Source organism: Rhodococcus sp. AB351, assembly GCF_049538275.1.
GTDB lineage: Bacteria > Actinomycetota > Actinomycetes > Mycobacteriales > Mycobacteriaceae > Rhodococcus.
On sequence record NZ_JBMVFW010000015.1, the window covers coordinates 26,716 to 53,550 of the forward strand.

At 62.0% G+C, this 26,835-nt stretch carries 17 protein-coding genes and 1 pseudogene; 6 read left to right on the plus strand and 12 right to left on the minus strand.

Annotation, left to right across the window (positions count from 1 at the left end; genetic code table 11):
* Window positions 1-67: 67 nt before the first annotated feature.
* Window positions 68-4,873: a DEAD/DEAH box helicase gene (locus tag ACPCXD_RS20225; protein ID WP_423660998.1), complete on the plus strand. Its 4,806-nt coding sequence runs from the start codon at window positions 68-70 to the stop codon at window positions 4,871-4,873.
* Window positions 4,874-4,941: 68 nt separating this feature from the next.
* The gene (locus tag ACPCXD_RS20230; protein ID WP_423661000.1) at window positions 4,942-8,367 is read left to right on the plus strand and encodes a hypothetical protein; all 3,426 of its coding nucleotides are present in this window, start codon (window positions 4,942-4,944) and stop codon (window positions 8,365-8,367) included.
* Window positions 8,368-8,373: 6 nt separating this feature from the next.
* On the opposite strand, the gene ACPCXD_RS20235 is transcribed toward ACPCXD_RS20230, so the two are convergent.
* A complete protein-coding gene (locus tag ACPCXD_RS20235) occupies window positions 8,374-8,724 on the minus strand; it encodes a hypothetical protein (RefSeq protein ID WP_085469490.1) in 351 nt (116 codons plus the stop codon).
* Window positions 8,725-8,807: 83 nt separating this feature from the next.
* Here ACPCXD_RS20235 and ACPCXD_RS20240 point away from each other — a divergent pair, with 83 nt between their 5' ends.
* From ACPCXD_RS20240 to ACPCXD_RS20250, 3 genes and pseudogenes are all read left to right on the plus strand, one after another.
* Window positions 8,808-9,620, plus strand: a complete 813-nt coding sequence (locus tag ACPCXD_RS20240; RefSeq protein WP_423661003.1) for a ScoMcrA-related endonuclease — start codon at window positions 8,808-8,810, stop codon at window positions 9,618-9,620.
* Between the two features lie 159 nt (window positions 9,621-9,779).
* The gene (locus ACPCXD_RS20245) at window positions 9,780-10,274 is read left to right on the plus strand and encodes a DUF2510 domain-containing protein (protein ID WP_193903471.1); all 495 of its coding nucleotides are present in this window, start codon (window positions 9,780-9,782) and stop codon (window positions 10,272-10,274) included.
* A 296-nt stretch (window positions 10,275-10,570) separates the two neighbouring features.
* Window positions 10,571-11,107 (plus strand): annotated as a pseudogene (locus tag ACPCXD_RS20250) (8-oxoguanine DNA glycosylase OGG fold protein); the annotation flags it as partial.
* A gap of 49 nt (window positions 11,108-11,156) precedes the next feature.
* Here ACPCXD_RS20250 and ACPCXD_RS20255 read toward each other — a convergent pair.
* The 11 genes from ACPCXD_RS20255 to ACPCXD_RS20305 all read right to left on the minus strand — a co-directional run bounded on the left by ACPCXD_RS20255 (window position 11,157) and on the right by ACPCXD_RS20305 (window position 26,112).
* Window positions 11,157-12,212 (minus strand): restriction endonuclease, encoded by a 1,056-nt coding sequence (locus tag ACPCXD_RS20255; protein ID WP_423661006.1) that lies wholly within the window; start codon window positions 12,210-12,212, stop codon window positions 11,157-11,159.
* Window positions 12,213-12,319: 107 nt separating this feature from the next.
* Window positions 12,320-13,522 carry a DUF3761 domain-containing protein gene (locus ACPCXD_RS20260; RefSeq protein WP_423661007.1) on the minus strand — a complete coding sequence of 401 codons (1,203 nt, stop codon included), beginning with the start codon at window positions 13,520-13,522 and terminating at the stop codon, window positions 12,320-12,322.
* A 352-nt stretch (window positions 13,523-13,874) separates the two neighbouring features.
* A complete protein-coding gene (locus ACPCXD_RS20265; protein ID WP_085469598.1) occupies window positions 13,875-14,645 on the minus strand; it encodes a helix-turn-helix domain-containing protein in 771 nt (256 codons plus the stop codon).
* Window positions 14,646-14,876: 231 nt separating this feature from the next.
* Entirely contained in the window at window positions 14,877-19,175 is a 4,299-nt protein-coding gene (locus ACPCXD_RS20270) for a DUF3320 domain-containing protein (protein ID WP_423661010.1), read from the minus strand.
* 33 nt (window positions 19,176-19,208) lie between these two features.
* Window positions 19,209-20,840 carry a DUF4011 domain-containing protein gene (locus ACPCXD_RS20275; RefSeq protein WP_423661012.1) on the minus strand — a complete coding sequence of 544 codons (1,632 nt, stop codon included), beginning with the start codon at window positions 20,838-20,840 and terminating at the stop codon, window positions 19,209-19,211.
* 450 nt (window positions 20,841-21,290) lie between these two features.
* Window positions 21,291-21,668 carry a hypothetical protein gene (locus ACPCXD_RS20280; RefSeq protein WP_423661014.1) on the minus strand — a complete coding sequence of 126 codons (378 nt, stop codon included), beginning with the start codon at window positions 21,666-21,668 and terminating at the stop codon, window positions 21,291-21,293.
* Window positions 21,665-22,879, minus strand: coding sequence for a hypothetical protein (locus tag ACPCXD_RS20285; protein WP_423661016.1), 1,215 nt, complete (start codon window positions 22,877-22,879; stop codon window positions 21,665-21,667). The genes ACPCXD_RS20280 and ACPCXD_RS20285 overlap by 4 nt, the downstream gene beginning before the upstream one ends.
* Window positions 22,843-23,478, minus strand: coding sequence for a DUF8017 domain-containing protein (locus ACPCXD_RS20290; RefSeq protein ID WP_423661018.1), 636 nt, complete (start codon window positions 23,476-23,478; stop codon window positions 22,843-22,845). The genes ACPCXD_RS20285 and ACPCXD_RS20290 overlap by 37 nt, the downstream gene beginning before the upstream one ends.
* A gap of 344 nt (window positions 23,479-23,822) precedes the next feature.
* Window positions 23,823-24,578, minus strand: a complete 756-nt coding sequence (locus tag ACPCXD_RS20295) for a DUF8017 domain-containing protein (RefSeq protein WP_423661020.1) — start codon at window positions 24,576-24,578, stop codon at window positions 23,823-23,825.
* A 155-nt stretch (window positions 24,579-24,733) separates the two neighbouring features.
* Window positions 24,734-25,282: a DUF8017 domain-containing protein gene (locus tag ACPCXD_RS20300; RefSeq protein ID WP_157741812.1), complete on the minus strand. Its 549-nt coding sequence runs from the start codon at window positions 25,280-25,282 to the stop codon at window positions 24,734-24,736.
* Window positions 25,283-25,665: 383 nt separating this feature from the next.
* Complete coding sequence (locus ACPCXD_RS20305) at window positions 25,666-26,112, minus strand: hypothetical protein (RefSeq protein WP_423661022.1); 447 nt, start codon at window positions 26,110-26,112, stop codon at window positions 25,666-25,668.
* A gap of 317 nt (window positions 26,113-26,429) precedes the next feature.
* Between ACPCXD_RS20305 and ACPCXD_RS20310 the strand changes: the two genes are divergently transcribed.
* Window positions 26,430-26,795, plus strand: a complete 366-nt coding sequence (locus ACPCXD_RS20310; protein ID WP_423661024.1) for a VOC family protein — start codon at window positions 26,430-26,432, stop codon at window positions 26,793-26,795.
* Window positions 26,796-26,835: the final 40 nt, after the last annotated feature.

Below are 26,835 nucleotides of genomic sequence, written 5' to 3' on the forward strand. Positions count from 1 at the left end.
TGCGCGCCAGATCGATGAGACCTACAAGCGGTACCTGAAGACACTGCTCGGTCCGAGCGATCCTGCGATGGCGGCTGCATTCGATTCGGCGATCGACGAGACACGTCTCCTCACCAAGGGACCGCTGTTGGAGCTGACCCCTCCGTATGCGCCGGGCAAGTCGATTCCGGAGCTCATCGGGGAAGGGGTGCTGCAGCCCGGACTGACTGCGCTGTACAAGAACCCCGACGATCTGAGCCGGCCGCTCTATCAGCACCAGGAACGAGCGATCCGCAAGGTCACCTCGGGTCGCAACATCGTGGTGAGTACCGGTACGGGTTCGGGTAAGACCGAAAGCTTCCTGCTCCCGATCATCAACTCGTTGATCGCCGAACGCGAGGCCGGCACCCTCGGACCTGGCGTGCGTGCTCTTCTTCTGTATCCGATGAACGCCCTTGCCAACGACCAACTCAAGCGCCTGCGCGGGATGCTGAAGGACCTTCCGGAGATCACCTTCGGGCGCTACACGGGTGAGACCGAACAATATGCGGACAAGGCAGAAAGCCTTTATCGCACGATGAACCCGGGCCAGGACCCGCTCCCCAACGAACTGCTCAGTCGGGAAGAGATGCGGGTTCGACCCCCGCACATCCTGCTCACGAACTACGCCATGCTCGAGTATCTGCTCCTGCGCCCGGCCGACCTCGACCTGTTCGACGGGCCCTACGCCGGTACATGGAAGTTCATCGCACTCGACGAAGCGCACGTCTACGACGGTGCCCAGGGCTCCGAAGTTGCCCTGCTCCTCCGACGCCTGCGTCAGCGCGTCGCGCCCGACTCGACACTGCAGTGCATCGCGACATCGGCATCGTTGGACGGTGAGCCTCAGGAAGCGATGACTTTTGCGCGCAACCTCTTCCAGGCCGATTTCGAGTATGTCGAAGACGACCCGGCACGCCAGGATCTGGTAACGCCGACGCGCCTCGAACGACGCGAACCCGCGACGTGGCAGATGACGGATGATGAACTGCTCGAATGGTCCACCCCTGAAGCGGATCTGACCGAGTTGGCGTCCAGGTCCCCCCACGGTGATGTTGCCGAGGCATTGCACACGGAAAAGACCATCGTGTCGTTGCGTCAGGTCTTGGCCCCGGGCCCGCTGGACGCTTTCTCGCTGGCGGAGAGGCTGTGGCCGAACGACGCGCGAGCGGACGAGAAGCTGCAGGCGCTTGTCACGCTCGGATCGTCCGTCGTCGATACAAGCGGAAATCCTGTACTGTCCGCCCGCTACCACATGTTCGTACGCGCTACCGAGGGCGCCTTCGTCAGTTTCGGCGACGAACCGACCGTTCTGCTCGGCAGGCACGAGATCGATCCCAAGACCGGTCGCGCGATGTTCGAATTCGGCACATGCCAACGTTGTGGTGCCGTCCACCTTGCGGGGGATGTCTCCGTCCGGAAGAACGGAAAGTTCTTCGTACCCAGCGTAAAGAACGATGCGTCGGCCAAGTGGTTGGTCCTTACGGACGCGGTGGACACCAGTGTCGACGAGGACGAGGCCACCCTCGGCGACGATACGAACGCCCCGGAGTCGGGCGTTCGTTATCTCTGCACCGGTTGTGGCCTCCTGTGTGATTCGGAAGGGATGTGCCCGATCGCCGATTGCCCTGGCGGGGAGATTCGGCGTGTGCGCGAACACCGAGGCACCAAGAAGGTCATGAGTACATGTACCGAATGCGGAGCGAGCGCGCGACAGCTCGTTCGTCGTCTGCGCACCGACGTCAACGCTGCGCCCGCGGTCATTACGACTGCCCTGTACCAGCAGCTTCCCGTCGCTGTCGACGATACCGTGAAGGAAGTAGGTGAAGGCCGCAAGCTGCTGATGTTCTCCGACTCACGGCAAGCGGCAGCGTTTGCAGCACCGTATCTCGGCCGCACCTACGGACGACTCCTCGAACGCCGTTACCTCACAATGGCGTTGCAGGATCGCAAGTACGCGGACGAAGACCTCACTGTCGAGGATCTGGCCCTCATCGCGCAGAAGAAGGCCAAAGCCGCGCATCACTTCCCGCAATCGGCCGGCCGCGTTGCGATGGAGAAGGCTGCCAACGAATGGGTCATGGGCGAACTCATGACCATGGACCACAAGCAGTCGCTCGAAGGACTCGGCCTCATGCGCGTTGCGGTCTCGCGTGAAGAGGTGACGCTGCCCCGGGGACTGACCCAGCTCGGCTTGAGTGAAGATGAGGCGTGGGCCCTCATCGACGAGCTGCTCAAGACGGTTCGCATGCAAGGTGCTGTGAACTTGCTCGACGAGGTCGACATCCGGAGTGAACGCTTCGAGCCGCGCAACATGCGAATTCGGATCACCCGTGTCGGATCCAACCCGAAGAGCAAGGTTCTTTCGTGGTTGCCCAGTGGCCGGGCCAACGGAACGAACAACCGTGTCCGTTTCATGTCGAAGGTGCTGACCGAACTCGGGAAGGACCTCGATCCGGTCAAGGTGCTCGACGGCTGCTGGCGATTCCTTCTCGAGAACGGATACATCAAGCACGAGCCCGACAAGTTCGAGGCCGATGCCTACCAGATCGAACACACCAAGCTCGCCGTCCACAACGGTATGGACTGCGAGTGGTACCGGTGCGACACGTGCCGGCGCGTCACTGCATTCAGCGTGCGGGGAGTGTGCCCCAACAGCAGCTGCGCAGGAAAGCTCTTGCCCTACGAGGTTCCGCCGCTCGATCGCGACACGAACCACTACCGGAATATCTACGGAACCCTCAACCCAGCACCGCTCGCTGCGAAGGAACACACCGCGCAGTGGACCGCTCGCCAGGCGGCAGAGATCCAGCGCGAGTTCATCCAGGGCAAGGTGAACGTTCTGTCGTGCTCGACGACCTTCGAACTCGGCGTCGACGTCGGCGACCTCCAGTCCGTCGTAATGCGCAATATGCCGCCGAAGACCGCGAACTACGTCCAGCGTGCGGGCCGTGCAGGTCGACGGGCAGCGTCGGCAGCGCTCGTCCTGACCTACGCGAACCGCAGCTCACATGATCTCGCGAAGTTCCAGGATCCCAAGTCCATGATCGCGGGCACCATGCGGATCCCGTGGATCCCGATCGAGAACGAGCGGATCGGACGTCGCCATGCACATTCTGTGGCGTTGGCGGCGTACTTCCGGCACGGCGTCGAGACGACGGGTAAGGCATGGACCCAGGCAGGGGAGTTCTTCCGTCCGGCACCGGGCAGCGACGCCTCTCCTGCGTCACGTGTCAAGGACTTCCTCACACCGGTGCCGGAGACCATGAAGAATGATCTCCGCAGGATCCTTCCTCCGGACGTCCAGGAACAGATAGGTCTCGAGAACGACGACTGGGTGGCGTACCTGTCGGACCTGCTCGACAAGGTCGAACAGGAAGTCGAGAACGACTTCCAGACCTTCCGAGAACTCATCGAGGAAGCGAAGAACGCCGAACAGTTCCGAATCGCCGATCATCTCCAGAAGACACTGCGCACGATCGAAGAGCGTCAGCTCCTCGGCTTCCTCGCGAACAAGAACATCCTCCCCAAGTACGGGTTCCCGGTCGATACCGTGGAGCTTCGCACACAACACTGCCAAGAACCGGTCGGCCGCAACCTCGAGCTGTCTCGGGATCTGAGTCAGGCCATCTACGACTACGCGCCTGGCAACCAGATCGTCGCAGGCGGAAAGGTGTGGACGTCGCGGGGTATCCATCGCGTGCCGAAGCGGGAGCTGGAGCAATTCGAGTACCGCGTATGCCGGAACTGCGAACGGTTCGAGGCCGCCCACACGCTGGACGCAGGGGCCGTGTGCGCAGGATGTGAGGAACCGTTCACCGCCATCAGGAAGTTCGTCATCCCCGAGTACGGCTTCGTCGCTGACGGCAAGGCGACAGATGTCGGTACTGCCCCGCCCGAGCGGAAGTGGAACGGCGCGAGCTACGTCGAGGACATCGGCGAGGTGGTCGACACCTTCACCTGGACGTCGACGGGCGGGCTCGCGGTCGAAGCGAAGGCCGGAGTTCGTGCCCGCATGGCAGTCATCTCGGAAGGTGAAGGAGCCGGTTTCCTTCTCTGCAAGTGGTGCGGATGGGCCACGGCACGGGCCGGCCGCAATACACCACGTAAGCATGAGCGTCCTGCGACGGGTAAGCCTTGCGACGGTCCGCTCGACGTGGTCTCTCTCGCCCACCGTTACGAGACCGACGTCGCGGAATTCACCTTCGGTGATGTCAACTACGACAAGGAGAGCGAAGCACGCTGGTTGTCGGTGCTGTACGCCTTGCTCGAGGGGGCGTCGAAGGTTCTGGAGATCAGTCGGGACGATATCGATGGAACGCTCTCGTGGAGCAGTGATGGGCGTCGAAGCATCGTCCTGTTCGACACCGTGCCGGCCGGTGCCGGGGCCGCCAAGAAGATCGCGGAGAACCTTGGAGCCGTCCTTGCCGGCGCGATCGAGCGACTCAACTCGTGCGATTGCGGTGAGGAGACGTCGTGCTACGGCTGTCTGCGGACTTATAGGAATGCGCGCTACCACGACAAACTCAGCAGGGGTGGTGCTCTGAAGATCTTCAAGGAGATCTCCATTGCCGGCGGAGTGTCGTCGCCGTGGCAGGACGCGCTCAAGCTCGTCGATGTCGAGGCGCGGCCGTTGCTGTCGCAGCTGGCAGAGACTCAAGTGCCCGTCCCGGAGATCGGTGTCGAGGTGGGGGACGGGTGGCTCGTGGAAATCTATTGGGAGAGTCAGAAGGTCGCGATCATTACCGACGACGATGACGACCGAGATGCTTGGCTGCGGGACAACGGCATCGACTTCTGTCGACTCGAGATGGTAGATACGGAGGACTTGGTCGAAAAATTGACGCGCGGCTGAAACCGGAAGCTCCGGTGCGCGATTGTGATTCTGCGACGGTAGGACCCGTCTGAGCGGAGGAAGCAACGGTGCCAACGCAAGTCGGTCGTGAGGAGAGTTCGACATTCGACGAGCTCGAAGCATGGATGAGCGACGAGGAGCGGAGGCTCCGGGTTTGCCTCGCCGAGGTCGACCTCGCCGTGCGCGCGGACTTCGACGAAGCAGAGGTGCAGCGCATCCAGGGCTTCTATGGAATTGCTGCGCGGCGTCATCGAAGTACAGGTCGAGCGATCGGGCATTTCATCGATCGCTATCCGGCACTCACGATGACCGCCCTTGTCGGCCACGCTGCGCTTGCCTACGAACATGGCAGGTACTGGGAAAGCTTCTGGGCAGAGCTCGGGCTTCCTCGGACTCTGGCCTTCGAGAACGCGCTCCGGGAATGCGTCGAACCGAACCTTCAACGTTTCGGGCTCGACGCATTCCCACCGCTCCGAGGGCAGTACGTCCAGACGCTGGGGGTGCACGCCGGCGTTCCTATCCACTGCATAGGTGCGCTCGTTGAGGTTGCCGACGAGTACCTTCGTCGAGGACGTTCGGCGTCGGGGGCCGGTCTCGTGGATTGGATCGCACGATCCGACAAGAACCCGCAGGTGCTCAAGCTCGCCAAGCCTGTTCGAAACTTCATTGCGTATGGCGGATCCTTCGCAATCGATGTTCTCGACTATCTCGTGAAGAATGTCGATCGAATCCTGGATGGTCGGACGCCGAGCGATGACCGAACGGACCATCACGAGATTCCGATGATTCTACGTGACGGAATCTCTTCGGCGCTCGAAGCCCACACATTCGGTAGTACAGGGGGCGTATACGCAAGATCTGAGGCGCATGGGCGTCGGGCACCTTCGGTTCGGTACGCGCCCCTCGATGACCAGGTTGTTGTCGAACTACCGTCCACCGAGTTCGGCGAAGACGAGAAATGGCAGGTGTCGATCGACGGGGACACTACGGTCGTGACACCTCGCGGCGAGTGGGGACTCGATTGGCGTGAATGGGAGCCGACGCGACTGCCGATCTCGAAACCGGCTCGGGAGCTCGTCATCGAATGTAGCTCCGTAGAATCTTCTTGGCGGATTCCGCTCGTGCGCAGTCAGGATCCGGTGCTGCTCTTCGACCGCGACGGCCGCTGGTTGCGGAATCAGGTAGTCCTACCCAAGGACGAAGTACTCGCTGTATATCCGGAGCATGCTCGTCTGGTGGACGAGGTCGCTGATGTCGAGCTCCAGCCTTATGCACATTTCGGTTCTCCGGGCGGTTGGCATAAGTGGCAAGTTGCTGCGGTAGACCTTTCCGAAGCTATGTCGTTACGCGTGGTGACCGACGCTCGTAAGGGAACTTTGCGGGGTGTCCGGGTCGTGGAGGTACCACGTCTGGAAAATGGCACGGCGATCATCGGGCTGACGACGTCGGCCGGAGTTCCCGTCTACGCGGAAGCGCCTCGACTTCGCCTCCCGGGACGCCGGGACGGTGACGACTCGTTGTGGCGAGTTCACATCAGGAGCAAGAACGGAATTCCAATTGCGGACTCGGCTTACGCCAGTGGGGTGGAGACGCGTATCGTCGACCCGTTTGCCGCCGTTCGCAGTAGTCTCGTCGGTCAATTCGACATCGCGGTAACGGGATCCGCAGGTTCGAGCTTGCGATTCACGGTATTCGTGCTCGAGGGTGTCGACGTCACAATCGATCGGTGGGTGCGTGGACCTGTCTCGGACGGCCTGGACGCGGTGAGCGTACACGTGCGTTCTCGTAGCGCCGTCCGACCGACGCAGAGTGCAATGGAATTCGCGCGGGACGAGGTGAAGCGCAATGTGGACTTCTCCGCGGCGGGTCTCACCCATACGTTGATATTGACGCCGCCCCACGTTCAGATTCACGTGGGAACGGTCGGAGACGTAATCCGATGGCGATCGTCGGTGCCGGTGCTCTTCCACGCCGATCTCGACGAGCAGTCCTTGTTGGCTCTGAAGGTGCCCGGCTGTACTGCACTACGGTTGGAATTGCGCGACAGCGGTGGCGACCGACTCAAATGGATCTGTCCTCGGAGAACTGCGGACGGTCACTTCGAGGCTGACCTTCGAGTCTTCACTGACGCCGCACGCAAGGCAGGGGACTGCACACTCACGGCTGTCGCTATATCGGAAGACCACAGGGTCGCCCGGTTGAGTGTTGCGCAGATCCGTCCGGTTGGGAGCTGTAGGGAAGTCCGGGTCGAGAACGACCAGATGGTGTTCGAGGGGCTGAGGGTCGTCGACAATCTTGTGGCGGACGTCTGGTGGGCCACGGCTCCGTGGGCCGGTGCGCGGGAGACGCCGGTGACCGATACCCGCGTCCCGCTACCGAAAGAGCTGGCAGCAGCGGGTGATCTCTACGTTCAGCTTCGGGTCTCGGACCCGTGGGTTCATACCGAGTCGGCCGTGTGGCCCGATGGCCCGGTGTTCGAGGTCGAGCAATCCGGGTACAAGCGTGATCGGAACAAGAACCGTGAGCGCCTGTCGAGATATCTTGCGGAAGGAGGTCATCCGCCGCGAAGTCCGCAGGTGATGCCTGAAGTCTGGACTGTACTGGCGCGGACGCTGAACGACCCAAGAGATGTTCTACAGAGTCAGAGGCGCCGTGAGTTGCTCCGGGTGGTTTCGGAGAATCCTCGGAGTGCATTGGAGTCGTTGGGAAACAGTACGATTCCTGCTTCCCAGTTGCCGGCACTTGTTGTTCGGACCGAGCTCGCCCGGCAGAGCTTCAGTTCGACGGAGACCTTGAATGAACTGCATTCGAACCCGTGGGTGGGATGCATGATCGAGGTCTCCGATCTGCCGTCCTTGTCGGCGCGTCGTCGCATAGTGCGGGGCGAACGGCTCGACACCCTTGACTACCTGAAGGAGAACGGCGGGGAGTCACTCATGGCAGTTCTGGTTTGTGGCACGCTTCCCTCGACCGATCGACCGGAGCATGAAATCGTCAGAGATCTGGTTTCTCTGGGAGATGAGGCATTGGAGTATTTCGCCAAGGAGATACGCAGCGTTCCGGGGGCAATGTTGAGCCCGGAAGCCCGGTGGTCCGCGTACCTCGAGGCGTTCGACCAGCAGGGAAGGTGGTCTGGACCGGACGCGCCGCAAGGGTTGAGTGCGGAGGCGCGACACATGAGTATCGAGTTGGAACGGCGCTCACCGGCGCTCTACTCCGCAGTGTGCGAACGCCTCGCCGTTTTCGATGAGACCGGTACGGATATCGCATGGACGGCAGTTCCGGCGTTCAGTCTCGTGGCTGCAGGCTTGGCTCGACTCGAAGCTCACGACATCGAGCGGGACCTGCTCTCTCCCGCGCTGCTCGAACACTGGGGTAGGGTGGCGGAACACTGCCCGACGTTGGTAGCCACGGATCTGTTGCTCGCAGAAGCGGTGATCACATTCCAGCAGTACGGAGACCTCGTCACTGATTCCCCGAACGAGGTTCGGTAATCGTTGTTACTCCTTGATCCCGAGCTCTCGCAGGAGTGACTGGAAGATCGGCGATTCGTCCGCCGGCCATGCCAGATCCCCTGTGTCCTTAGGGCTGGGGAGTGCTGCCTTGGCGGTGGGCAGGATATCCGGAAAAGCCTTGAGTAGTACTTCGATGAACTGGACGGCCATGTCGCGGTCGAGCTGAATGGACTGACTGCTCTTCGGCTTGGACTGGCGGTGATCCGACCCGAAGGTGCTCAGGTGGATGAGACGAGTTCCGTCGCCGTCTTCGATGATGTTGTAGTAGCAGTCGACTTCGGTCGGGTGCGCTTGGACCCTCTGCGTGCCTGCAGCGATGGAGCGGATACGAGCCATGGCCGGAATTGTAAGCGACGCTCAAGATCACCCAGGTCGGACTCCCGCTCAGTTCGTTGCATGCGGACACTAAGATCACGGTTGTGGCTGTGAAGGTGGACCTCTCTGCGATAACCCGACCGGCGGTCCTGTCCGCGATCGAAGAGTTCGACGCACTCGGACAAGAAGAGTTCCTGCGAACGCGGAGCTATGCCGAAGCGCGAAACTTCAGGTTGGTCTATCACGGCCGTTTCTACGATTCGAAAGCGATTGCCGGTGTCGCACACGGCTACGCGACGGGGCACTTCTGCGACAGCTCTGAATTCTCCGGCGGGCTCGCAACGGTTTCCGATTGCCTCACCGCACTCGGGTTCGTGGTCGATCACGGCGGTAAGCACGCCCGTGGCGGCCTCTTGTGGGACCTCGAGACCACCCAGGTGTTCAAGATGGGTGGCCGAAGTGCTGCATACAAGTTCGTCGTGTTGCTCTGGGCGGTGAAGGGCGCGGATAGGCATCTCGGGCTCGTTCGGTTCTCGGACGCACGTAAGGAGCTGGCCGCACTGTTGGCGCCATTCGCAGTCGCCAAATCCGCCCCGAATCCAGCGGATCCGTGGGTTGCTCTACGGGGCAGTGGATGGTGGGAACTCGAAGTGCCGAGTGGAATCGACCCAGCAGAGGCTTCGCATCAGGAACTCAGTGCGTTGGCGGTAAGACAGGATCTACGCGCGGGTCTCGCCGGAGTCGTGCAGTGCAAACTCCAGGACGCGGTGTGGCGGGAGGAAGCTGAGGCCGTGCTCCTCAGACGCATCGCCACCCTGTCGAGCCCGGCGCGTGCCTACGACCTGATGAAGTCATTAGGTTCATCGGCGAATCTCGGAGCTGGGGTACTGGGCGGTGGCGAAGACGCCGGTACATAGGTGCAGCTCGCCCCTACCGTGCGAGGCGCAACGTCAGTCGTTCTTCGTCGGAAAACGGGTCCCGGACTAAGGCGCCACTTCTTCTGGTGTGACGTCGGTAACAACCATCGCGATCCTACCGATTCTTCAGAAAAGGACCTTGATAAGGACGGATGAGCGATGAACGCGCAAGCGGGATGGTACGTCGACGGCAACACCCCCGGTCTCGAACGCTGGTGGGACGGCAACCAATGGACGGACCAAACACGTCCGGCCGGAGCTCCACCTGCCGGATATGCACCTGCGACGGCGGTCAATCCTGAAAAGAACGGTCTCGGCCTCGCATCACTGATCCTCGGGATCATCGGTCTACTCTTCTGTCTGATGCCGATCACCGGATTTATCGGCTTCATCCTCGGCATCACCGGCCTCGCGCTGGGCCTCGCGGGAATAAGTCGCTGCCGAAAGAACAAGGCAACGAACAAGAAGACGGCCATCGCTGGCACGATCCTCAGCGTGCTGGCAGTGATCTTCGGCATCGTCGGCATCGTCATGTTCTTTACTGCCGTCGACCAGCTGGGGAACGATCTCGATCAGATCGGGACGGATCTGCAGGACTACAGCGACTGCATCAATGAGGCGGACAACCTCGACCAAATGAACGAATGTAATTAAGTTGTGTAGCGCCGCAGTGTTATTGATGAGTGATTGAGCAGTCCACTCAAGGGGTACGCAATTTGCTATCACCGTAAGAAGGGCAGTATGTGGCGGGAGGCCGAAGCCGGTATTGCGGACCTGATGCGCACGAAATTACTGACCACCACGCTCGCTGCGGTATACGTGAAACCTGCACTGTGGGCCCGTCATAACATTACGCTGTCTTCGGATCTTCTCGATCGAGATGCATTGTTTCGAAGTGCCGAAGTCGCTCGTGCCGACGACAGTGACGAAGCGGTGCTGCAGTTCTTTGGGACACCCTTGCTTGGGGTGCGATGGGCAACTTCCGCAACACGAGCCGAATCATCGCGTTCGCGAACTCTGAGGACGGGCGCCCCCACCTGCTGCGTGCGGTACGGACTGCGGCTGCCGCTAGCTACGACGGCCGGATCGAGGGCGCCTACCGAGCGTTTGTCGACCACCGGATGCCGCAACTCGGCTGGGCGTTCTTCACCAAAATACTGTTCTTTACCGGCAACCGGGGCTCTGCGGATCCGCGATGCCTGATATTCGATTCGCGAGTCGATTCTGCTTTACCCACCATCACTGGTTTGTCATACACCCTCGGTCGAGAATCTGAGCAAACCTATAACCGGTACTGCCTAGACATGCACAGATGGGCTGGCATGTATGAAGTCTCACCCGAGTCGATCGAGGCGCGGTTGTACCAATTTGGCAGGGCGATCGGAAGCAGTCGCCGAACGTGGCTCAGTGCTGGAGTTTCGCTTTATCGAGAGGGGCGCACGCCGGTGACCTTCGAAGCCATCCTCGCCAGGATTGCCGAGCGGTGACTTCTTGCTGCCAGTAAGTGCCTATTGACCGGGGCGAACTCTTTTCCGGTCAGTCCTCCGGATTGCTCAGCATCCAAACCTGTTTCAGTGGTAGCCGGGTTTGGATACCAGAAGGGAGCCGTGCGTAGTTACGCAATACCGCGTCCACCACATCGGCCGCTTCCCACACTCGGATCCGCAGCCGATGGTGTCGCATCTGATCGCGCGCTGGGCGAGTCAGTCCACCCCATGCCACCAGTAGGCCTTGATCTGCGCCCTGTGCGGACATCACGCCCTGCAACTGGGACACCACCGGTCCGCCCACCTGTCCGCCCGACTTCACCTGCACCAACAAGGTCGGGGTGTCCAGCCCGAGCGGACCGCGTCCTGCGGTGATGTCGACACCACCGTCCGGTCCTGGAGGTGCCATGTCGCATCGAAATCCTTCCGCTTCCAGCACCGCAGTCACGAGACCGGCCAGTTCATGACCGGCGAAGTCCTCACCGATCCGAGTCAGAATCTGGTCTGTGGCCGCCTGTTCGAAATCCGTGCTCAGCTCCGGAGAATCGACTGAACTGTCCGCCTCGACCGATGTCGCCCCTTGGCTGATCAAGGTAGGCAAGGGCTCGACAGCGCCCGGATCGGTGCCGTAGTCGAGGAGATGCTCGAGGCGAGCCACAGCGTTGTTCTTGCTGGGGGCAAACACCGTTAACACGCTGCCGAGGGTGTAGAGCAGGTCCTGCTTGACGGCCGAGCGGGGAAGATCTGTTCGTTGCCAATCAACCGAGACCACGTGACGCATCGCCGGCGAATTGTCGCTGCGATAGCGGTAGCCCTCCGTGACTCTGCCCAAAGCCAGCTGTTTGGTTGTCTTCATCGGCATCACCAGGATATCGCCGGGTGTGATTCGGCCTCGTAGTGCCCATAGCTGGGCGACGGCATTTTGGATTCGTCCCTTGCTTTCCCCACTCAGAACGTCGTTGACGACCTTCGCTACGTCGTCGCGGCTGGTGCAATCGGTCAGATCCGGGATTTCTTCCCATCCGCCACCGGAGCAGGATTGCTCGAGAGCGATCTGATCGCGTTCTCCGAGCTTGCCGGATCGCACCACCCATGCTGCTGTCATGCAAGCCACAATAGCTATACCGTGACCGAGCGACTCGATCTGAATCTCTGTGTCCGGGAATCTGTGCAGTGCTCAACTGCATGTCCGAGGTCGGCTGCCGAGTGCAGTTACAGCCATTCGTCGACACCTCCATGACCCGAGCAAGTGCCGCGTCGATTCTGGCTGAACGAGTACGTGCCATCGGCACAGCGGGCGGATGCTCCAGCCGGAGCTGTGGGCGCCTGGACAGGGCCGGGAATGCAGTTGCCGTTCACATTGACGTAGCTGTTCGCTCCGCAACCGCCGCTGTAACCGCTGTCGGGAGCGGGAGCGGGAGCGGGAGCGGGAGCGGGTGCAGGTGCAGGAGCAGGCGCTGGTGCCGGTTCGATCTCGACCGGCGGGGGAGGAGCGACGAACGCAGCCGCCGGCGGAGGTGTGTACTGCTCTGTGGTCGGCGCGGGCTCGGTAGTCGTGGGCGTCGGCGTCGGGGCAATGCCGCCACACGAAAGCAATTCACCCTCGAGCGCTTGGTGTTCCGTGATCGTAGTCCACAGCTGGTAAGCGGCCTTCACCTCGACCTGCCGTGCTGCATACGTGCAGCGGTATCCCTCGTTCGATGGAAGCCATGCAGAAGCGTCCCTCTCGTCCTTTTCCGTGCTGACGCTCTGTGCGACCGCCTGAAGGTTTCGTGGATCGTTTGCCAGGTCCCGGAGGGTCTCGGCATCGAGTTCGTACGCACCCTTCTGCCATGCATCGCTCAACGAGACGACGTGGTCGATGACGACATCGTCGAATGCGACCGAATCGCCTGTGTAAACGTCTTCGAGCGTTCCGGTGCGGACTGTGCACGCAGACTGCGGATCGAGTGATACGGCCGTCAGGTCGCGGCGGAGGATGTCGTTACGCGTGTCGCAGCCATTGTGGCCACCGTCGACTGCCACGTCGTCGGACCATTCTTCGCCGAAACGAGAGAGGTCGAACTGTACGGTAGGTGCTTCATCGCGGACGCTGATCGTTGCAAGAGTCTTCAGCGCTTGCGTTGCGCCATCGCTGTCGACCAACTCGAAACTGGCCGGTGCAGGTAGCGGCTCCGGTGGCGGCGTCGTTGTAGTCGTAGTCGATGAGGAGGAGGGGACCGGTGCTGCAATAGCGGAAGTCTGCTCGGCAGTGGGCGTTTCCGGCTCAGGTTCGGGCTCCGGGGCAGTAGCGCCAGCGAGTACGAAGCCGGGGATGAGGGCCCACGCCGCCCATTTGTAGCGCGCAGGCCGGGTGCGGTCCTCGCGCAGGTATATGACGCCTGCAGCGATCGCAAGGAGTCCGAAGACTGCCATGCCCCACGCTCCTGTGAAACCGGCCAATGCAAATATCGCGCCGAGCACAATTGCGATTACAGCGATGAGCTTTCCCAGGCGAGTGCGTGCTCCCCGGTCACGTTGGGACGTTCGGGAGGGATTCGTCGACATGGTTACACCTGCTCGACGCGGAAGCAGGTATGGATGACCGCGGCAAGAATGGAATGCGCGGGGGTGGAGTAGAGCATGTGGATACCAATTCATAGGGGCCGGCAATGGACGCCGAACCGGTGCACTTGCTTGTTTCGGCGGCAGCGTGAATTCCGTTACGGCATGTCCGAAAAGACTGAAGTTCTGCTTCTCAGAGGTGATCCAACGGGTGTAAGCCTGCTTACGCGACGCGAGCGACGCGGCACCGGCACTTCACCGCACGCCCGTACTCGTCGTCCGGTAACCATCCGTACTCGTCGCAGTCGTCGCACTTCTCCGGGACGCTGCGCGGGACGGTCAATTCTTGCCACATCCGCACCCACGCTTGTGCGTACTTCATGGGGTTCTCCGGACGATGGACTGCCCTGGCTGCTGCGACCAGCTTCGCGGTGCCGTGGGTTTCGATCAGATTCTCGATTGCAGCTGCCGCGTCAGGCTTGAGGTACGCGAATGTCGCCATCAATCCCGCTTGCTTGCAGGCTGCTGCCAGGCCTGCCACGGCCGGAGTAAGCGGAGCATTCGACGCCGGCCGGGTGCGGTTGGTTTTCGTCTTTGGTTCATCAGTACTGATAAGAGCGCCTGACATACCGTTGTCCGCGTGACCGCGCGTCGGTTTTTCAGGCTCCGGGCCGGTGCGCGGCTCCTCGTAGATCGTCTGAATAGTGATCCACTGCCCGCGCTCGTTCTGGATCTTCTCCCGGATCAAGTAGCCCAGCTCAGCCAGCTCTCGGAGGGCGGAGCGGATGGCGTCGCGACCCTCCTTCGGTGACTGGCCGGCGATCGCGTCGGATCGAGTACGCCAGTCGTCCGGCTTCGACAGCAACCAGATGAGCACGCCACGGGCGCGGAAGGACAAGCGTTCGTCGTTGATGACGGCATTGCTGAGGATGGTGAAGTTGCTGGCGAGGCGCGGTCCACGACGCACACCGCCAGCCAGGGTATTCTGGCCCACGTTCGACTCCTGCATAGTCGGACATCCGGCCCGTCGGGAGTTGCCGCTCCTGGCGGGCCTTCTTCACTTGTGACGCCACACGGGTCGGTGACGATCTTGGAATCTTGGCATCGAACGATGATCTGCGCAAGGAGAATCCTCGACATCGTTGTTGTCCAATGCCTTTGGCGCACGACGAGGTCGTCGCAGTTCCGGACGGCCGATGCCGAGTAGGCGTGTTGTCGGACGCAGTCAGATTCCGGATCGGATCACCGACCCCAACTGAATCAAGCGCCCGCTCCTGAGACCGAGATTGAGGCACTCTTCCAGGCGCTCGCGGGTGGGACCCGTTAGACGCCGCTGGTTGAAGATGACCAGCGTTTCCCGGATCAGGGTTTCAACGTCGAGCTCCCGGCCCTCGCAGGTGGCGTGCATCGCGTTGAGGATTTCCTCGGGCGCGATGTCACTGACCGGGCGGTTCACCTCGTCGGGTGTAGTACGGAACCCGCGCCAATTGGCCCGGTCGAGCTGGCGAGGCCACACGAAAGACCCGAGAGAGGTCGTTGCAATCAGCTCATTAGGCACACAATTGATTACGAAATCTCTGCGCGCTGCAGACACCCTGTCGAACCCGAATCGTCTCGCGACGTCCCGGGCCAACCGCTCCAGGAGGATCGGTCCTTCGATTTCCACCGTCTCGCGTACGGCGTCGGTGATGATTTGCCGTACTGAACTGGAGTGGACACGGTCGAGGTCGTCGCGCTCCCCGAGCGGAATAGTCGGCGCACAGGTGTAGGCAATGCCGCGACCATGCCAGTCGCGTTCGGCGGAAGACGGGGCCGGAGTTTCGTCGAAGTGGATCGTGGGGGTGGTAGTCGTCGCGACTCCTGCGACGAATTCGTGCCGGTCCTCCGGGGCCGTGTCGGGCACGCGCACCTGCTCGGACTCATCCTTCGCGAAGGAGAGGTCGGCCAAGACCTCCAGGTTCTCGACGACGAGCTCCTCCGGGGTGCGTGCTTCCGCCTCCGCGATCGCGATTGCGCGTGCCTCCGCTTCCTTGGCTAGCTGTTCTCCGTACTGAAGCCGGCGCTCACGCGCTGTGCCGACAGCCGCATCGATACGGTCGAGCACCGCTTCGGGATTCTCGATCCACTCGGGAAGCCACACGCGAACCGACGAACCCCAGTGCATCAGAGTTTCGAGCAATCGAGGGGTGAGGTCGCGGTCGGACACGGTCGGGCGGCCGGCCCAACGCGGACCGTCCAGCATCACCGCGACCTGCCAATGATCGGAACCGGGCTCTCGCACAACGATGTCGAGAACGAACTCGGACAGGCCGTAGTTCGTAGTCACCTCGTACCCGCGGTCGGCGAGGGCCGTGCGGATGCTTCGCTGGACGGCATCGACGTTGTCGTTCGTCGTCACCGACGGGTTGGGAGCCACCCTCTGCGCTGCCATCTCCAGATACCCACGCAGATGCGCGAGTCCCACAGACTTCGTGCGCGACAGATCGATATCGGATGGCTCGAAGGACGTGAAGATCACGACCTTCCGACGGGCACGTGTGATGGCGACATTGAAGCGCTTCTCGCCACCCGCCCGGCTCAAAGGACCGAACTGGAGGGGCAGCTGGGACTCATCCGGCTTCTTCGAGAACGCCGTTGTGAAGAGGATGACGTCGCGCTCGTCGCCCTGGACGTTCTCGAGGTTCTTGACGAAGATGCCCTCTTCCTTGTCAGGACGAAGCTGCTCGCGGACGAGGGGGTCGTCGCATGCCTCCAAGAGGTCCTGGACGAGAACGCGCTGCTGGAGGTTGAAGGTGACGACGCCGATGCTCTGGCCGGCCAGGCGCGGGGTGGCGAGCCGGGTGCGGATCTCCTCGACGATGGCTTCTGCCTCGACGCGGTTCGTGCGGTACCCGTCCTTGCGGTTCTCACGGTTGAAGTGACCGTCGACGCGTCGCCATTCGACACCCGCCGTGTCGTCCCCTCCGGGCGACGGAAGGCTGGCGAGGCGGCCTTCGTAGTACTTCTGGTTGGAGAAGTTGATGAGCGTCTCGTCCTGACTGCGGTAATGCCACGACAACCACAGGCGTGGAACTCCGGACTCGACGCACGCGGTGAGAATGCTCTCGAGATCCTCCGGTGCAATCGTCCCGTCCTCGTCCGCCTCATCATCGTCGACCGCACTCACCTGGCCGAACGTCGACGGAGGCATCTGCTGCGAGTCGCCGACGATGACGGCTGCGCGGCCCCGGCCGAGAGCACCGATAGCTTGGGCGACAGTCACCTGAGAAGCCTCGTCGAACACGACGAGGTCGAATGTCGCCGAACCCGGTGGGATGAACTGTGCCAACGACGTCGGGCTGACGAAGACACAGGGTGTCGCCGCCAGGATGTGGTGTGCATACCGTGCCATGAGGTTGCGGAAGGATGCGCCGCCACGTTTGCGTTCGAGCGCGCGGCGGAGTTCGCCGACCTCACCCTGGAGCGCACCGGCCTGGAACGGACGACGGGACAGCAACGCGGCCGGCAACGCTTTGACCTGCTCGCCGCGAAGTGCGTCTGCACTACGCGCGAAGTCCGAGATCTCGCCGTCGCGCAGGGCAGGGGTGAAGTTGATGACCCCGGTGGCGCGACGCCGCTCGTCGAGCGAAGCACGTGCTGCGCCACGAATGAAAGCGACCGGCGCATCGGCCGCAGGAATCTGGCCGGTGAGAAGGGCTTCGACGAAGTCGTGCAGCTCGGCGCGACGCAACGGTTCGAGATATGCGGACATGCGCGACCACGCGAAGAATCGCTGAGAACCGCCGTACTGCGCCTCTTCCCGCACGACGCGGCTGTCGCGCTGCCATGCAGTGAGCCAGTGGTCGCCATTCGTCCAACGTGCTACGTCGGCATCAGCGGTTCCGAGGCACGAACGCAGGCTCACCCACGCGCCGCCCGCTTCGTCGAGCACGCGGATCTCGTGATCCGTCAGGAATCCGGCGACTTCGAGCTCTTTCCACAATCCTGGCGTTTCGTCGACGAAACGGATTGTGTCGTCGATGTATTCGAAGATCGGCCGTAACTCGTCGGTGCATGTGGGAGCGAGTGGATTCCAGGTGGGCGGAGCGAATGGCCCGAGGAGATCGCGGACGGTTGTACGGAGGTGCGTGATCTGTTCGCGGGCCATGGAGATCATCCGCAGCAACGGAAGCACGGCCTGGGGTGCGAGGTCGGCATCCGGGTTGGCGAACGGTGCGAGGCTTCGCTGGAACTGCTCGGCCTTCTTCTTCTTGCCGAAAAGACCCTTGTCACACTCCTCCGCCTCGGCAATGAAGAAGTCGACGTCGCCCGATTTCAGGAACATCGGAATGAAGGTCCGCAACACCCGTGCGCAAGCCTGATGTGCGCGGTTGATGTCGACGAACAGTGCTTCGCGTGCAGCAGCGAATTGCGGACTACGCATCCAAGCGAGCGTCGCTGCGTCGGGAACCGGACGGCCGAGCTGACGACGAGCCTGGGGGAGCAGCGCAATGACGTCCTCGGGCGTTTGCACTCGTTCGAGCATTGTGCGAGTCCGTGGGCTCGCCAAAGCCGCATCGATCGCATCCGCGAAGCGAATCACAGCGAGGGAGACGTGCTGGTCTTCGATCCCCTGAGGCACGGACCCGGTAAGTGACCAGGGTGAGCCCGGGCGGATCTCCAACGAATGGGCGGCACGAGAGAAGAGTTCGAGGGTGTCCCGGATGGTGGCCCAAGGCTGAGTCGGTCGCGCGGCGTACCAGGTTGGGATCGGAGCGACGGGTCCGTCGCCGACCTCCAGCGTCGCCTCGAAGGCACGCCACAACGAATGGTCGATGCCGTTGCGGTTGTGGATCTTGTGGGGATAGTCGGCAAGGGGCGCCAGCCTCGACCTGAATTCGGCAACCTTCGCGTCCCAGTTGTGGGAGCTGTAGTAGATGTTGTTGTCGATCGCGGCTTTGAGCTGTTCGCGAATTGCACTCGGACGCTGACTCTTGCCGTGCAGATCGAGTGCAAAGTTGCTCAGACCGACCTTCGACAGCCGCTTCTTGACCACGTCGAGTGCGGCCTGCTTCTCTGCCACGAACAGGACGGTCTTACCGCGTTCGAGCGCGTGCGCGATGAGATTGGTGATGGTCTGGGACTTGCCGGTCCCAGGAGGGCCTTCGATGACGAACGTGCGTCCGGATGCAGCCAACGCAACTGCTCGTAGTTGCGAGCCGTCCGCGGGGATGGGGACCGGGACGGACGCCTCGTCCACCTCCACACTGTCGAGGCTTTCATTGCCCTGAGGGTCACGGAACGACTCGCCGGCATGGTGCGTGAGGTGCCGGACGATCGGACTCTGCTCGAGGACATCCCAGTGCTCGTTGAGGTCCTTCCACATTCCGAAGGTGCCGAACTGACAGATTGCTACTGTGGCAACCTCGTCGACCCGCAGGTCGATGTTGTTCTCTACGAGAGCTGCTCGAATACCGCGAAGAGCGTGAACGATGTCGAGGCCGCTGTCGTCCAGCTTCGGGGACTCGAGAGCTTCGATCGACACATTGTGCTTGAGGCGAAGCCACTCTACGAGGCATTAGTTGGGAGTCGCGACCTCGGTGGTGTCGACGGTGATCTGGAACGGCTTCCGTCCGGTGCCGCCGACGATACGGATGGGCAACAAGAAGAGGGGAGCGCGAGCCTCCGCGCCGGTCGACGTGCGGTGAATGAGTGCGCCGAGCGTCAGATAGAGATTCGAGCTACCCGTCTCTTCGAGCACGGTGCGTGCCGTGCGAGCGAGTTCTTTGAACCGCTTGGCGTACAGGTCACGCGAAACCGCGCCATACAGCCGTCGGTCGTCCGCGAGATAGGACAGGAGTACATCGGATGCGATCTCCGAGGCTCGCCGCGCGCCCTGCAATTCGTGGATCGACGCCAGATCATCGTTGGGAGTGAGAGTGATCGAGTCGCCGGAGTGAATGATGTCGTCGAGAAGCGGGAGTCCGTCCTGAGGTACATGGAGGTCGATGACCTGCGCGGACGGCTTCAAGTTCAAGAGGCGATTTCGAGTGCTCAGATCGAGCAGAGCGCGCTTCCACTTCCGAACTCGCGCGGGCGCGTGGTCCGTGGTGTCGAGGACGACATCGTCGGTATTGCCGCGTGCCTTTAGTTCGTCGGGTAGCGCGAGGACGACGTCGTGAAGGTCGGCTTGCCGGGGTTGAGTCGTGGGCACAACGTCGTTGCTGGAAAGTAGCGGACGGATACCGCTCTTCCTGGCAGCGACGACATCGACGACACCACAAAGGGAGTTGGGAGACGCAAAGTGTTCCCGAGCACGCTTCATCGCCCCCTTGAAGTCTCCTGCCTCGGTCTGGTTGTAGTAGACGGCATCCACGGCGACGGCTTTGCCGGACTCGACAAGATTGACGAGAGCGTTCGGCTCCAAGATCGTCGGGAGCGGAAGCGACGCATCGTCGGTCAAGAATCCGGTGAAGGCGTGACCGGTGACGAGCCAGAGCAAGGGGCGAAGTCCGGCAGCTTCGAGGCATGCGGCGTAGGTAACCGCCAGGTCGATGCAGGTGCCGAAACTCTGGTCGAGAACCTGAGCCGTGGTGCGAACCTTCTGTCCGGTTTCTTCGAATGACGCAGGAGGATCGATGTATCGGATCCCTCGGGACCGCAGCGATTCGTAAATGGCAGTGGCGATGAGCGCGGCCCGTTCCGGACCGTTCTGATATCCCTCCAGTGACGAACTGCCGGTATTCGTGCGCAGCAGTTCGGCTGCATCGCTGAGGACCGACTGCACAGCCGATGTGTTGGGCTGGATGAACGCGGTCAGAGAGTCGTAGCAGATCGGGGCGTTGAACCACTCGTTGTGCGCAAGGACCTGTATCGGCATCGTCAGGCTGACGTCCGCCGCCCACATCGTCGACACCGTGACTGAAATGGTCGCAGGATGGGATTCGTTCAGTGCACGCAGATAGGAAATTGCAGGGACGAGGTCCGAGAAGTCATCCCAGTAGGCGTCGCCGCCATCGGGCAGTTCGCCTTCGTATGTGCGAGTCCAGGTCGGCGCAAGTTCTTCACCGTTGCCGAACAGTCGGACTGTGACGGTGGCGTCGACGGCCGGCCGACCGGACGAGTTCGTGACGCGAAGACTCGAAACCAACGGGACGGAGTTGTGGACCAGGGCCAGGTTGACCGCCGGCTGGGCAAGTAACTGGACCACGAGTCCGGACTGCTCGACCGTCTTGTTTCGCCACAACGACTCGTGTCTCACTGCTTCACTCCAACTCTTCTGCGAACAAGCAGACGTATATCAGCCGGAACCGACTCATCGCCCACTCGCCCCTATCGGTGCGGAGCTGCCGAATGTGACATGCAGCAGTTGACGCCGGCCGATATGGCCGGCCGCCGGGTGCATACTCTTCCGGCATGACTCGATCGCACACCGAAGACATCGTGCTGCCGACCACTCGGATGTACGCCACCGGCACGTTGGAGCAATTTGCTTGAAACAAGTCAGTGCAGCGCTGAGGTGGAGGAACCCCACGAAATGTTCCTGAGTGGTTCCAGGCCCGCTATCCGGGGCTGGAACCACCCAAATCAGGAGGAGCTGCACCAGCTCGCAATCCACGTCCGCAGGGATAGCTCTACAACGAATGCACGTGATGGTCGATCATCGCTGCCAGGGAATTCTGTACGGCTCTGGCTCGTCCTCGACCGGAGTTGCGGCAGGTGGCTGATGATCCCAACGCCAGCGGTAGTGCTTCGATGCTTTCAGTTCGATCACCTCTGGAGGGAGAGTGCGAAGGATCCGTTCGATGTCGCGCCATTCGGCTGTGCCTGCGTCGACGCGGGCCGCGAAGGCTCGGAGCGCGTCGGATGCGGCGTCGGTTTCGGCGAGCCGGCTCATCAGTGCTTCGTCGACGTCGATGCGCGTATCCCAGTCACCGTTGCTCACCTGGTCGGCGCGGATGCGGCGGGTGTCGATGGCCTGTCCGGCGTCCTGGATCCTGCGGACGGCTGCTTCCAGGTGGGGCGGGACGTCCCTCATACGGCATCCGCCCAGGGGTCGTCGCCGACGACATAGCCGGATTTGGGGGCGTTGTATGTATCGCCTGCATCGGCCACGCGGGCGATGTCCATGGCGAGTTCGGCTTTCGTCTTGGTGTCGGTGTAGGCGTCGGTTATCGGTGCAAGCTTCTCTTCGAACTTCTCGTTGAGATAGCCGGACGGAGATGCCATCGCCGCAAGGAATCCTTCGAGCGCCTCGACGATCTCCCGCACGCTATCCACGAGATCATCGATCTGCGAAGCCGCTTGTCTGATGATCTCGACAATGGCGTTCACCTGGATGTACGTGCCGATCCAGGGGATCTTCTTGACGGCGAACTTCAATGCCTGGGTGGTGTTCTCGAGTGAGACTTCCGCTTCCAGCATCGTGGCGAGTCGCCGAACCCCGCTGATAGCCGCCTGTCTGACCTTGTCGGAGGTGAAGAAACACATCTCTTTCGCTACTCGGCCTACCGGGCCTTCCCACTCCATAGCTGCTGCCTGGCGTTCAGCGTGTTCGGTGAAGCTTTGAGCCGCGGCGCCGTCCCAATGCGGATCGAGTTGTTCATAGCCGGCGCGGACGTTGGAACCGCACGTCTCCATACCTTCGGCTGCGATGCGGTATGCGTCGCCGATACGCTTCAGTTCGTTCCAGTTTCCCGTCAATGGCTCCACGAACTGCAGGAGCGGACTCCATCCCGTTGCAGCGTGAATCGCGTCGTCGACGTCTCCGAGCCAACCTGCTGCGTCCGCGATGACTTGCCGAATATCCTCGGCTCCTACTTCGGACAGCGGAAGGTCTACTTCCTCTGCCTTCCGGTAAGTCACCGGGTCGAGGAACGGAGCTGCGGGGCCGGGCGCTGGGGTGTACGAGTCGTAGTGGGCGTCGATCAGCTCTTCGAACAGTATGTTCGCGTTGAGAGCGTCATATGTTTGGGCCTCTTGGTCTGCGTACATCCACGCAACTCGGTTGAGCTCCACACCGGTCGACCGAGTAACCGCCGCCAAGCCGCCGTACCGGGAAGACATGAACTCCGCGGTCGCTGCCAGAGGGGCGCTCAATAGTGCAAGTACACCTGCGCCCAATCCTTGCTGAACACTGCATTCCGCACGTATGTAGTCGGTGGAGGCCGAGGCGTCGTCGGCAATGTCATCGAATAACACAGCGGCTCCGGCTACTTCTTCGGGAGCTGCCTTGAATGTTTCGCCCATGACACTTTCTGTCTTCTTGGTGCGCTTCGTTTGGTGGGTCGAAGCGTCGAAATGATGTCGTCTGCAACCCCGCCCTCGTACGCGCCATCGATATCCTGGTGGACTTCGACCATCAACACCATGGTTTCTGCGGTGGCGTAACCTGGCGTCGCCACGACGTCGAAGCGGGCCGAGCCTGGTTCGCACGAACTGATTCGCGGGATATCGGTAACGAGGGCTGAGACGCGGACCGCGGGCCGCCCTGCGACTTCGAACCATACGGGGCCGGTGTACTCGACCGTCGGCAATGTTCCGGCATTGTCGTCGAAAATCCACTCGACGGCGCGGACCTCTTGTTGCGCTACCGATTCGAGGTCCAGGTCCCGCGAACCTGCCGCGCCGGAGATCGCAAGCCAGCCCCCGTCTTCCTCCGGGCAATAACCGTAACCGAAGAACCCGACAGCTCCATAACTGGCCTTGTCGTTCTCGTTGGACCATCCGGCGATAGAACGGTAGTCGTTGGTCCAGTCCGCCGGAATATCGTATGTAAGACCGTATCTCGTGCTGATCGGTTGCGGCGCACCTGGAGCGGCGGTCATCTGAGGCGGTGGGCGCAGCATCGAGGGGAACCCCTCCGGCAATGGCGGGGGAGAGGTTCGTGGACCCACCGGTGCCGATGGCGCGGAGGTAGTCGGCACCAAAGTCGGAACCGAGGGGACGTCAGGGCCGACAATCGAGGACACCCGCGGTAGCAGCAGGATTGCTGCCATCCCTCCTGCAATAGGCAGTACGGTGCGCAACAGAAACGACTTCACGTGCCCCCTCCCGACTGGATCTCGACCCCCTCGAGATCAGCGCGGAGACTGTAACAGGTGCCGCGGTTCGTCTCGTCGAGTGCACTCGACGAGAGCTCCATCGACTGGGATCTGCACAGTGCTGCGGTGTCAATGAGTCCAAAAGTCGATCAAGACGGTCGGAGCGTTGCGATGATGTCGTCGGCGGCATCGACGTCGTACGCGCCTTCGTTGACCTGCACCATCAACACCATGGTCTGCGCCGTCGCATAGCCCGGGGTGGCAACGATGTCGAACCGGGCGGCGTCGGGTTCGCAACCACTGACCTCCGGAATATCAGTGATACGGGCGGAAATTCGAATGGCGGTGCGGTCAGCGATCTCGAACCATACGGGTGCGGTGTACTCGACTGTCGGCCGCGTGCCGGCGTTGTCGTCGAAGATCCACTCGACATCTCGGATCCTCTCGGTAGCTACGGTTTCGAGGTCGATACCTCGCGAGCCCGCCACGCCGGACATCGCCAGCCAGCCTCCGTCCTTTTCGGGACAGGACCCGTAGCCGAACGAACCGACGCTGCCGTAGACGGCATGACCTTCCTCACCGGACCATCCGGAGCTAGCGCCGTGGTCGTTCTTCCAGTCCGCCGGAATCTCATAGGTGAGGCCGTATCTGGTGTCGATCGGTTGCGTTTGCCCTGGCTCGACGTCGAGCTTCGGTGGGGGAAACAACATGGAGGGAAAACCCTCCGGAAGGGGAGGTCGCGTGGTCTGCGGTGTAGAAGGGCTCGGTGCCGCGACCGTGGTCGGCACCAAGGTAGATACGGACGGGACTTCGGGACCGAGAAACGAGGACACCCGAGGAAGTAGCAACAGTGCTGTTATCCCGCCGATTATCGGCAGCACTTTACGCAGCAGAAACGGCTTCACGTGCCCCCCTTCGGCTCGATCTCGACCCCCTCGAGACCAGCGCGGAGACTGTAACAGGTGGCCCCATTGGACTCGTCGAGCGCGGTGCGTGGCCGCACGTTGCCGCCCGTGGATTTCGCAGGTCGGTCGAGGTGGTGCTGGCCTTGGTAAGTTGCTTACGTCGGCCGGAGTGTCCCAATGATCTCGTCTGCGACGCCGACATCGTATGCGCCGTCGATGCCTTCGTGTATCTCGACCATCAGCACCATGGTTTCCGCACTGGCGTATCCAGGTGTCGCAACAATGTCGAATAAGGCGGCTTCGGGGTCACACTCGCTGACCTGCGGGATGTCCGTGACGTGGGCGGAGAGTCGGACGGCCGGACGGCCGGCCACTTCGAACCACACAGGTTCGGCGTACTCGACCGTCGGTAGTGTGCCCGCGTCGTCACCGAAGATCCACTCGACAGCTCGAATCTCCTTCGACGCGACCGCGAGAAGATCGAGGTCCCGTGAACCTGCGGCACCCGACATCGCCAGTTGAGCGCCGTCGTTCTCCGAGCAGTACCCTTCGCCGAAATGCCCGATTGCCCCGAAGCTCGCCCGGTCGTCCTTGTTCGACCACCCAGCGATAGAGCGGTAGTCGTTGGTCCAGTCCGCCGGAATATCGTATGTGAGACCGTATCTGGTGCTGATCGGTTGCGGACCGCCCGGCGCGGCGGTCATTTGAGGCGGTGGACGCAACATGGAGGGGAACCCCTCCGGCAATGGCGGGGGAAGGGTTCGTGGGCTCGTTTGTGTGGATGGAGCGGATGTCGTCGGTACCAAGGTCGGTACCGATGGAATCTCGGGACCCAGGAGCGCGGACACCCGAGGAAGTAGCAGCAGCGCCATTATCCCGCCGATTATCGGCATCACTTTACGCAGCAGAAGCGACTTCACGTGCCCCCCTTCGACGTGATCTCGACCCCCTCGAGACCAGCGCGGCGACTGTAACAGGCGCAACTTGACGCGCTGAACCGAGGCTCGTTCGCGCTACACGCGAAGCGAGCCTCGGTTCAGCGCGCGAGAGTTAAAGGGACGCAAACGCTCCCACGCCTATCGAGCCGTCACCAGTGGATGGCGGCCACCGAATCCAGTGGCTCGGTGATCGCCTCCGTCGCGACCTGCAGATCCGCATCACGCATGGCCTGCGGGAACCGCAGCAGGGCGCGTTGTTCGATCTCGGCCGGCGGAACGTGGAAGACCCGGAACTTGTCGAGGTCGAGCACCTCGAGCTGGTCGACGTTCTCGGCACTGACACTCGTGTGCCCGACGCTCACACCCGGGACGATCGGATCCAGTCGCGTCTTCCGGGGCGGCGTCGCTGCTTCCGGGGCGCGATGGAATGCGGGTTCGTACGACCGCTCGATCACATCGGTCAGAACCTTCACACCGTTCACGGTGATGCTCTCGGGAAGCGGGGAGGTGCCCAATGCTTCGAGAGCTTCGGGCTCCGACACCTTCTCATTCACTGTGAACTGCACGGCGAGCTCGCCGGTGGGTTTGCCGTCCACATGCTTGTATCCGACGCCGACAGACGAGACGTTCGGATCATCGAGGTAGTCGGCGCCCTTGTTGCGGAAGAACTTTCGCGCAGCGACGGTGAGTTCGTCCTTCTCGGGGCGGGGTGTGCGATTCGTCGGACAGGGAGAGTGCAGCGGCCTCGGCTTCGTCCAACAGCCGCCACTGTCCGGGTTGCGTACTCATTCTCGGGACTCCGAAGCGCGGGTAGTGGTGTACTCGAATTCGAGATGACCCATCACTCGATTTTTGTGGAATGAACCCCGCTGAGCGGGTCGAATCCACCGAGGATCGTCGAAGGAGCGACCGCATGCGTCCGACCGGCATCACCACGAACATCAACGTCCCGGACATCGGGGAGGCGCGGAGCTTCTACGCGGACTATCTGGGGCTGAGCGTCGAAGAGATGAATCTCGGATGGGTCGCGCGGTTCACCACTCCCGACGGTCGTGCCACCGTCCAGTTGGTCAGCGGTGACGAATCGGCTCCCGTGGACTCGGCGATCTCCGTCCATGTCGGCGACGAGGTGGAAGCGGCCTACGAGGAGGCGCAGCGTCGGGGGTTCGAGATCGTGTATCCGTTGACGACGGAGCCGTGGGGAGTGCGGCGGTTCTTCGTGCGCGCACCGGACGGCACGGTCGTCAATATCGTCAGCCACTCCGACGACCCGCGGTAAGGGGACGAGGACGCCGTTCCGATCCGGTGTTCTCGACGGC

Bases quoted from the DNA above. Each gene is read 5' to 3' on its own strand.
- ACPCXD_RS20300 (WP_157741812.1), bottom strand. From the start codon at position 25,282: ATGACCGCCGCGCCGGGCGGTCCGCAACCGATCAGCACCAGATACGGT.
- ACPCXD_RS20280 (WP_423661014.1), bottom strand. From the start codon at position 21,668: ATGAGGGACGTCCCGCCCCACCTGGAAGCAGCCGTCCGCAGGATCCAG.
- ACPCXD_RS20255 (WP_423661006.1), bottom strand. From the start codon at position 12,212: ATGACAGCAGCATGGGTGGTGCGATCCGGCAAGCTCGGAGAACGCGAT.
- ACPCXD_RS20290 (WP_423661018.1), bottom strand. From the start codon at position 23,478: ATGCTGCGCCCACCGCCTCAGATGACCGCCGCTCCAGGTGCGCCGCAA.
- ACPCXD_RS20245 (WP_193903471.1), top strand. From the start codon at position 9,780: ATGAACGCGCAAGCGGGATGGTACGTCGACGGCAACACCCCCGGTCTC.
- ACPCXD_RS20235 (WP_085469490.1), bottom strand. From the start codon at position 8,724: ATGGCTCGTATCCGCTCCATCGCTGCAGGCACGCAGAGGGTCCAAGCG.
- ACPCXD_RS20225 (WP_423660998.1), top strand. From the start codon at position 68: ATGGCGGCTGCATTCGATTCGGCGATCGACGAGACACGTCTCCTCACC.
- ACPCXD_RS20310 (WP_423661024.1), top strand. From the start codon at position 26,430: ATGCGTCCGACCGGCATCACCACGAACATCAACGTCCCGGACATCGGG.
- ACPCXD_RS20260 (WP_423661007.1), bottom strand. From the start codon at position 13,522: ATGGCAGTCTTCGGACTCCTTGCGATCGCTGCAGGCGTCATATACCTG.
- ACPCXD_RS20285 (WP_423661016.1), bottom strand. From the start codon at position 22,879: ATGGGCGAAACATTCAAGGCAGCTCCCGAAGAAGTAGCCGGAGCCGCT.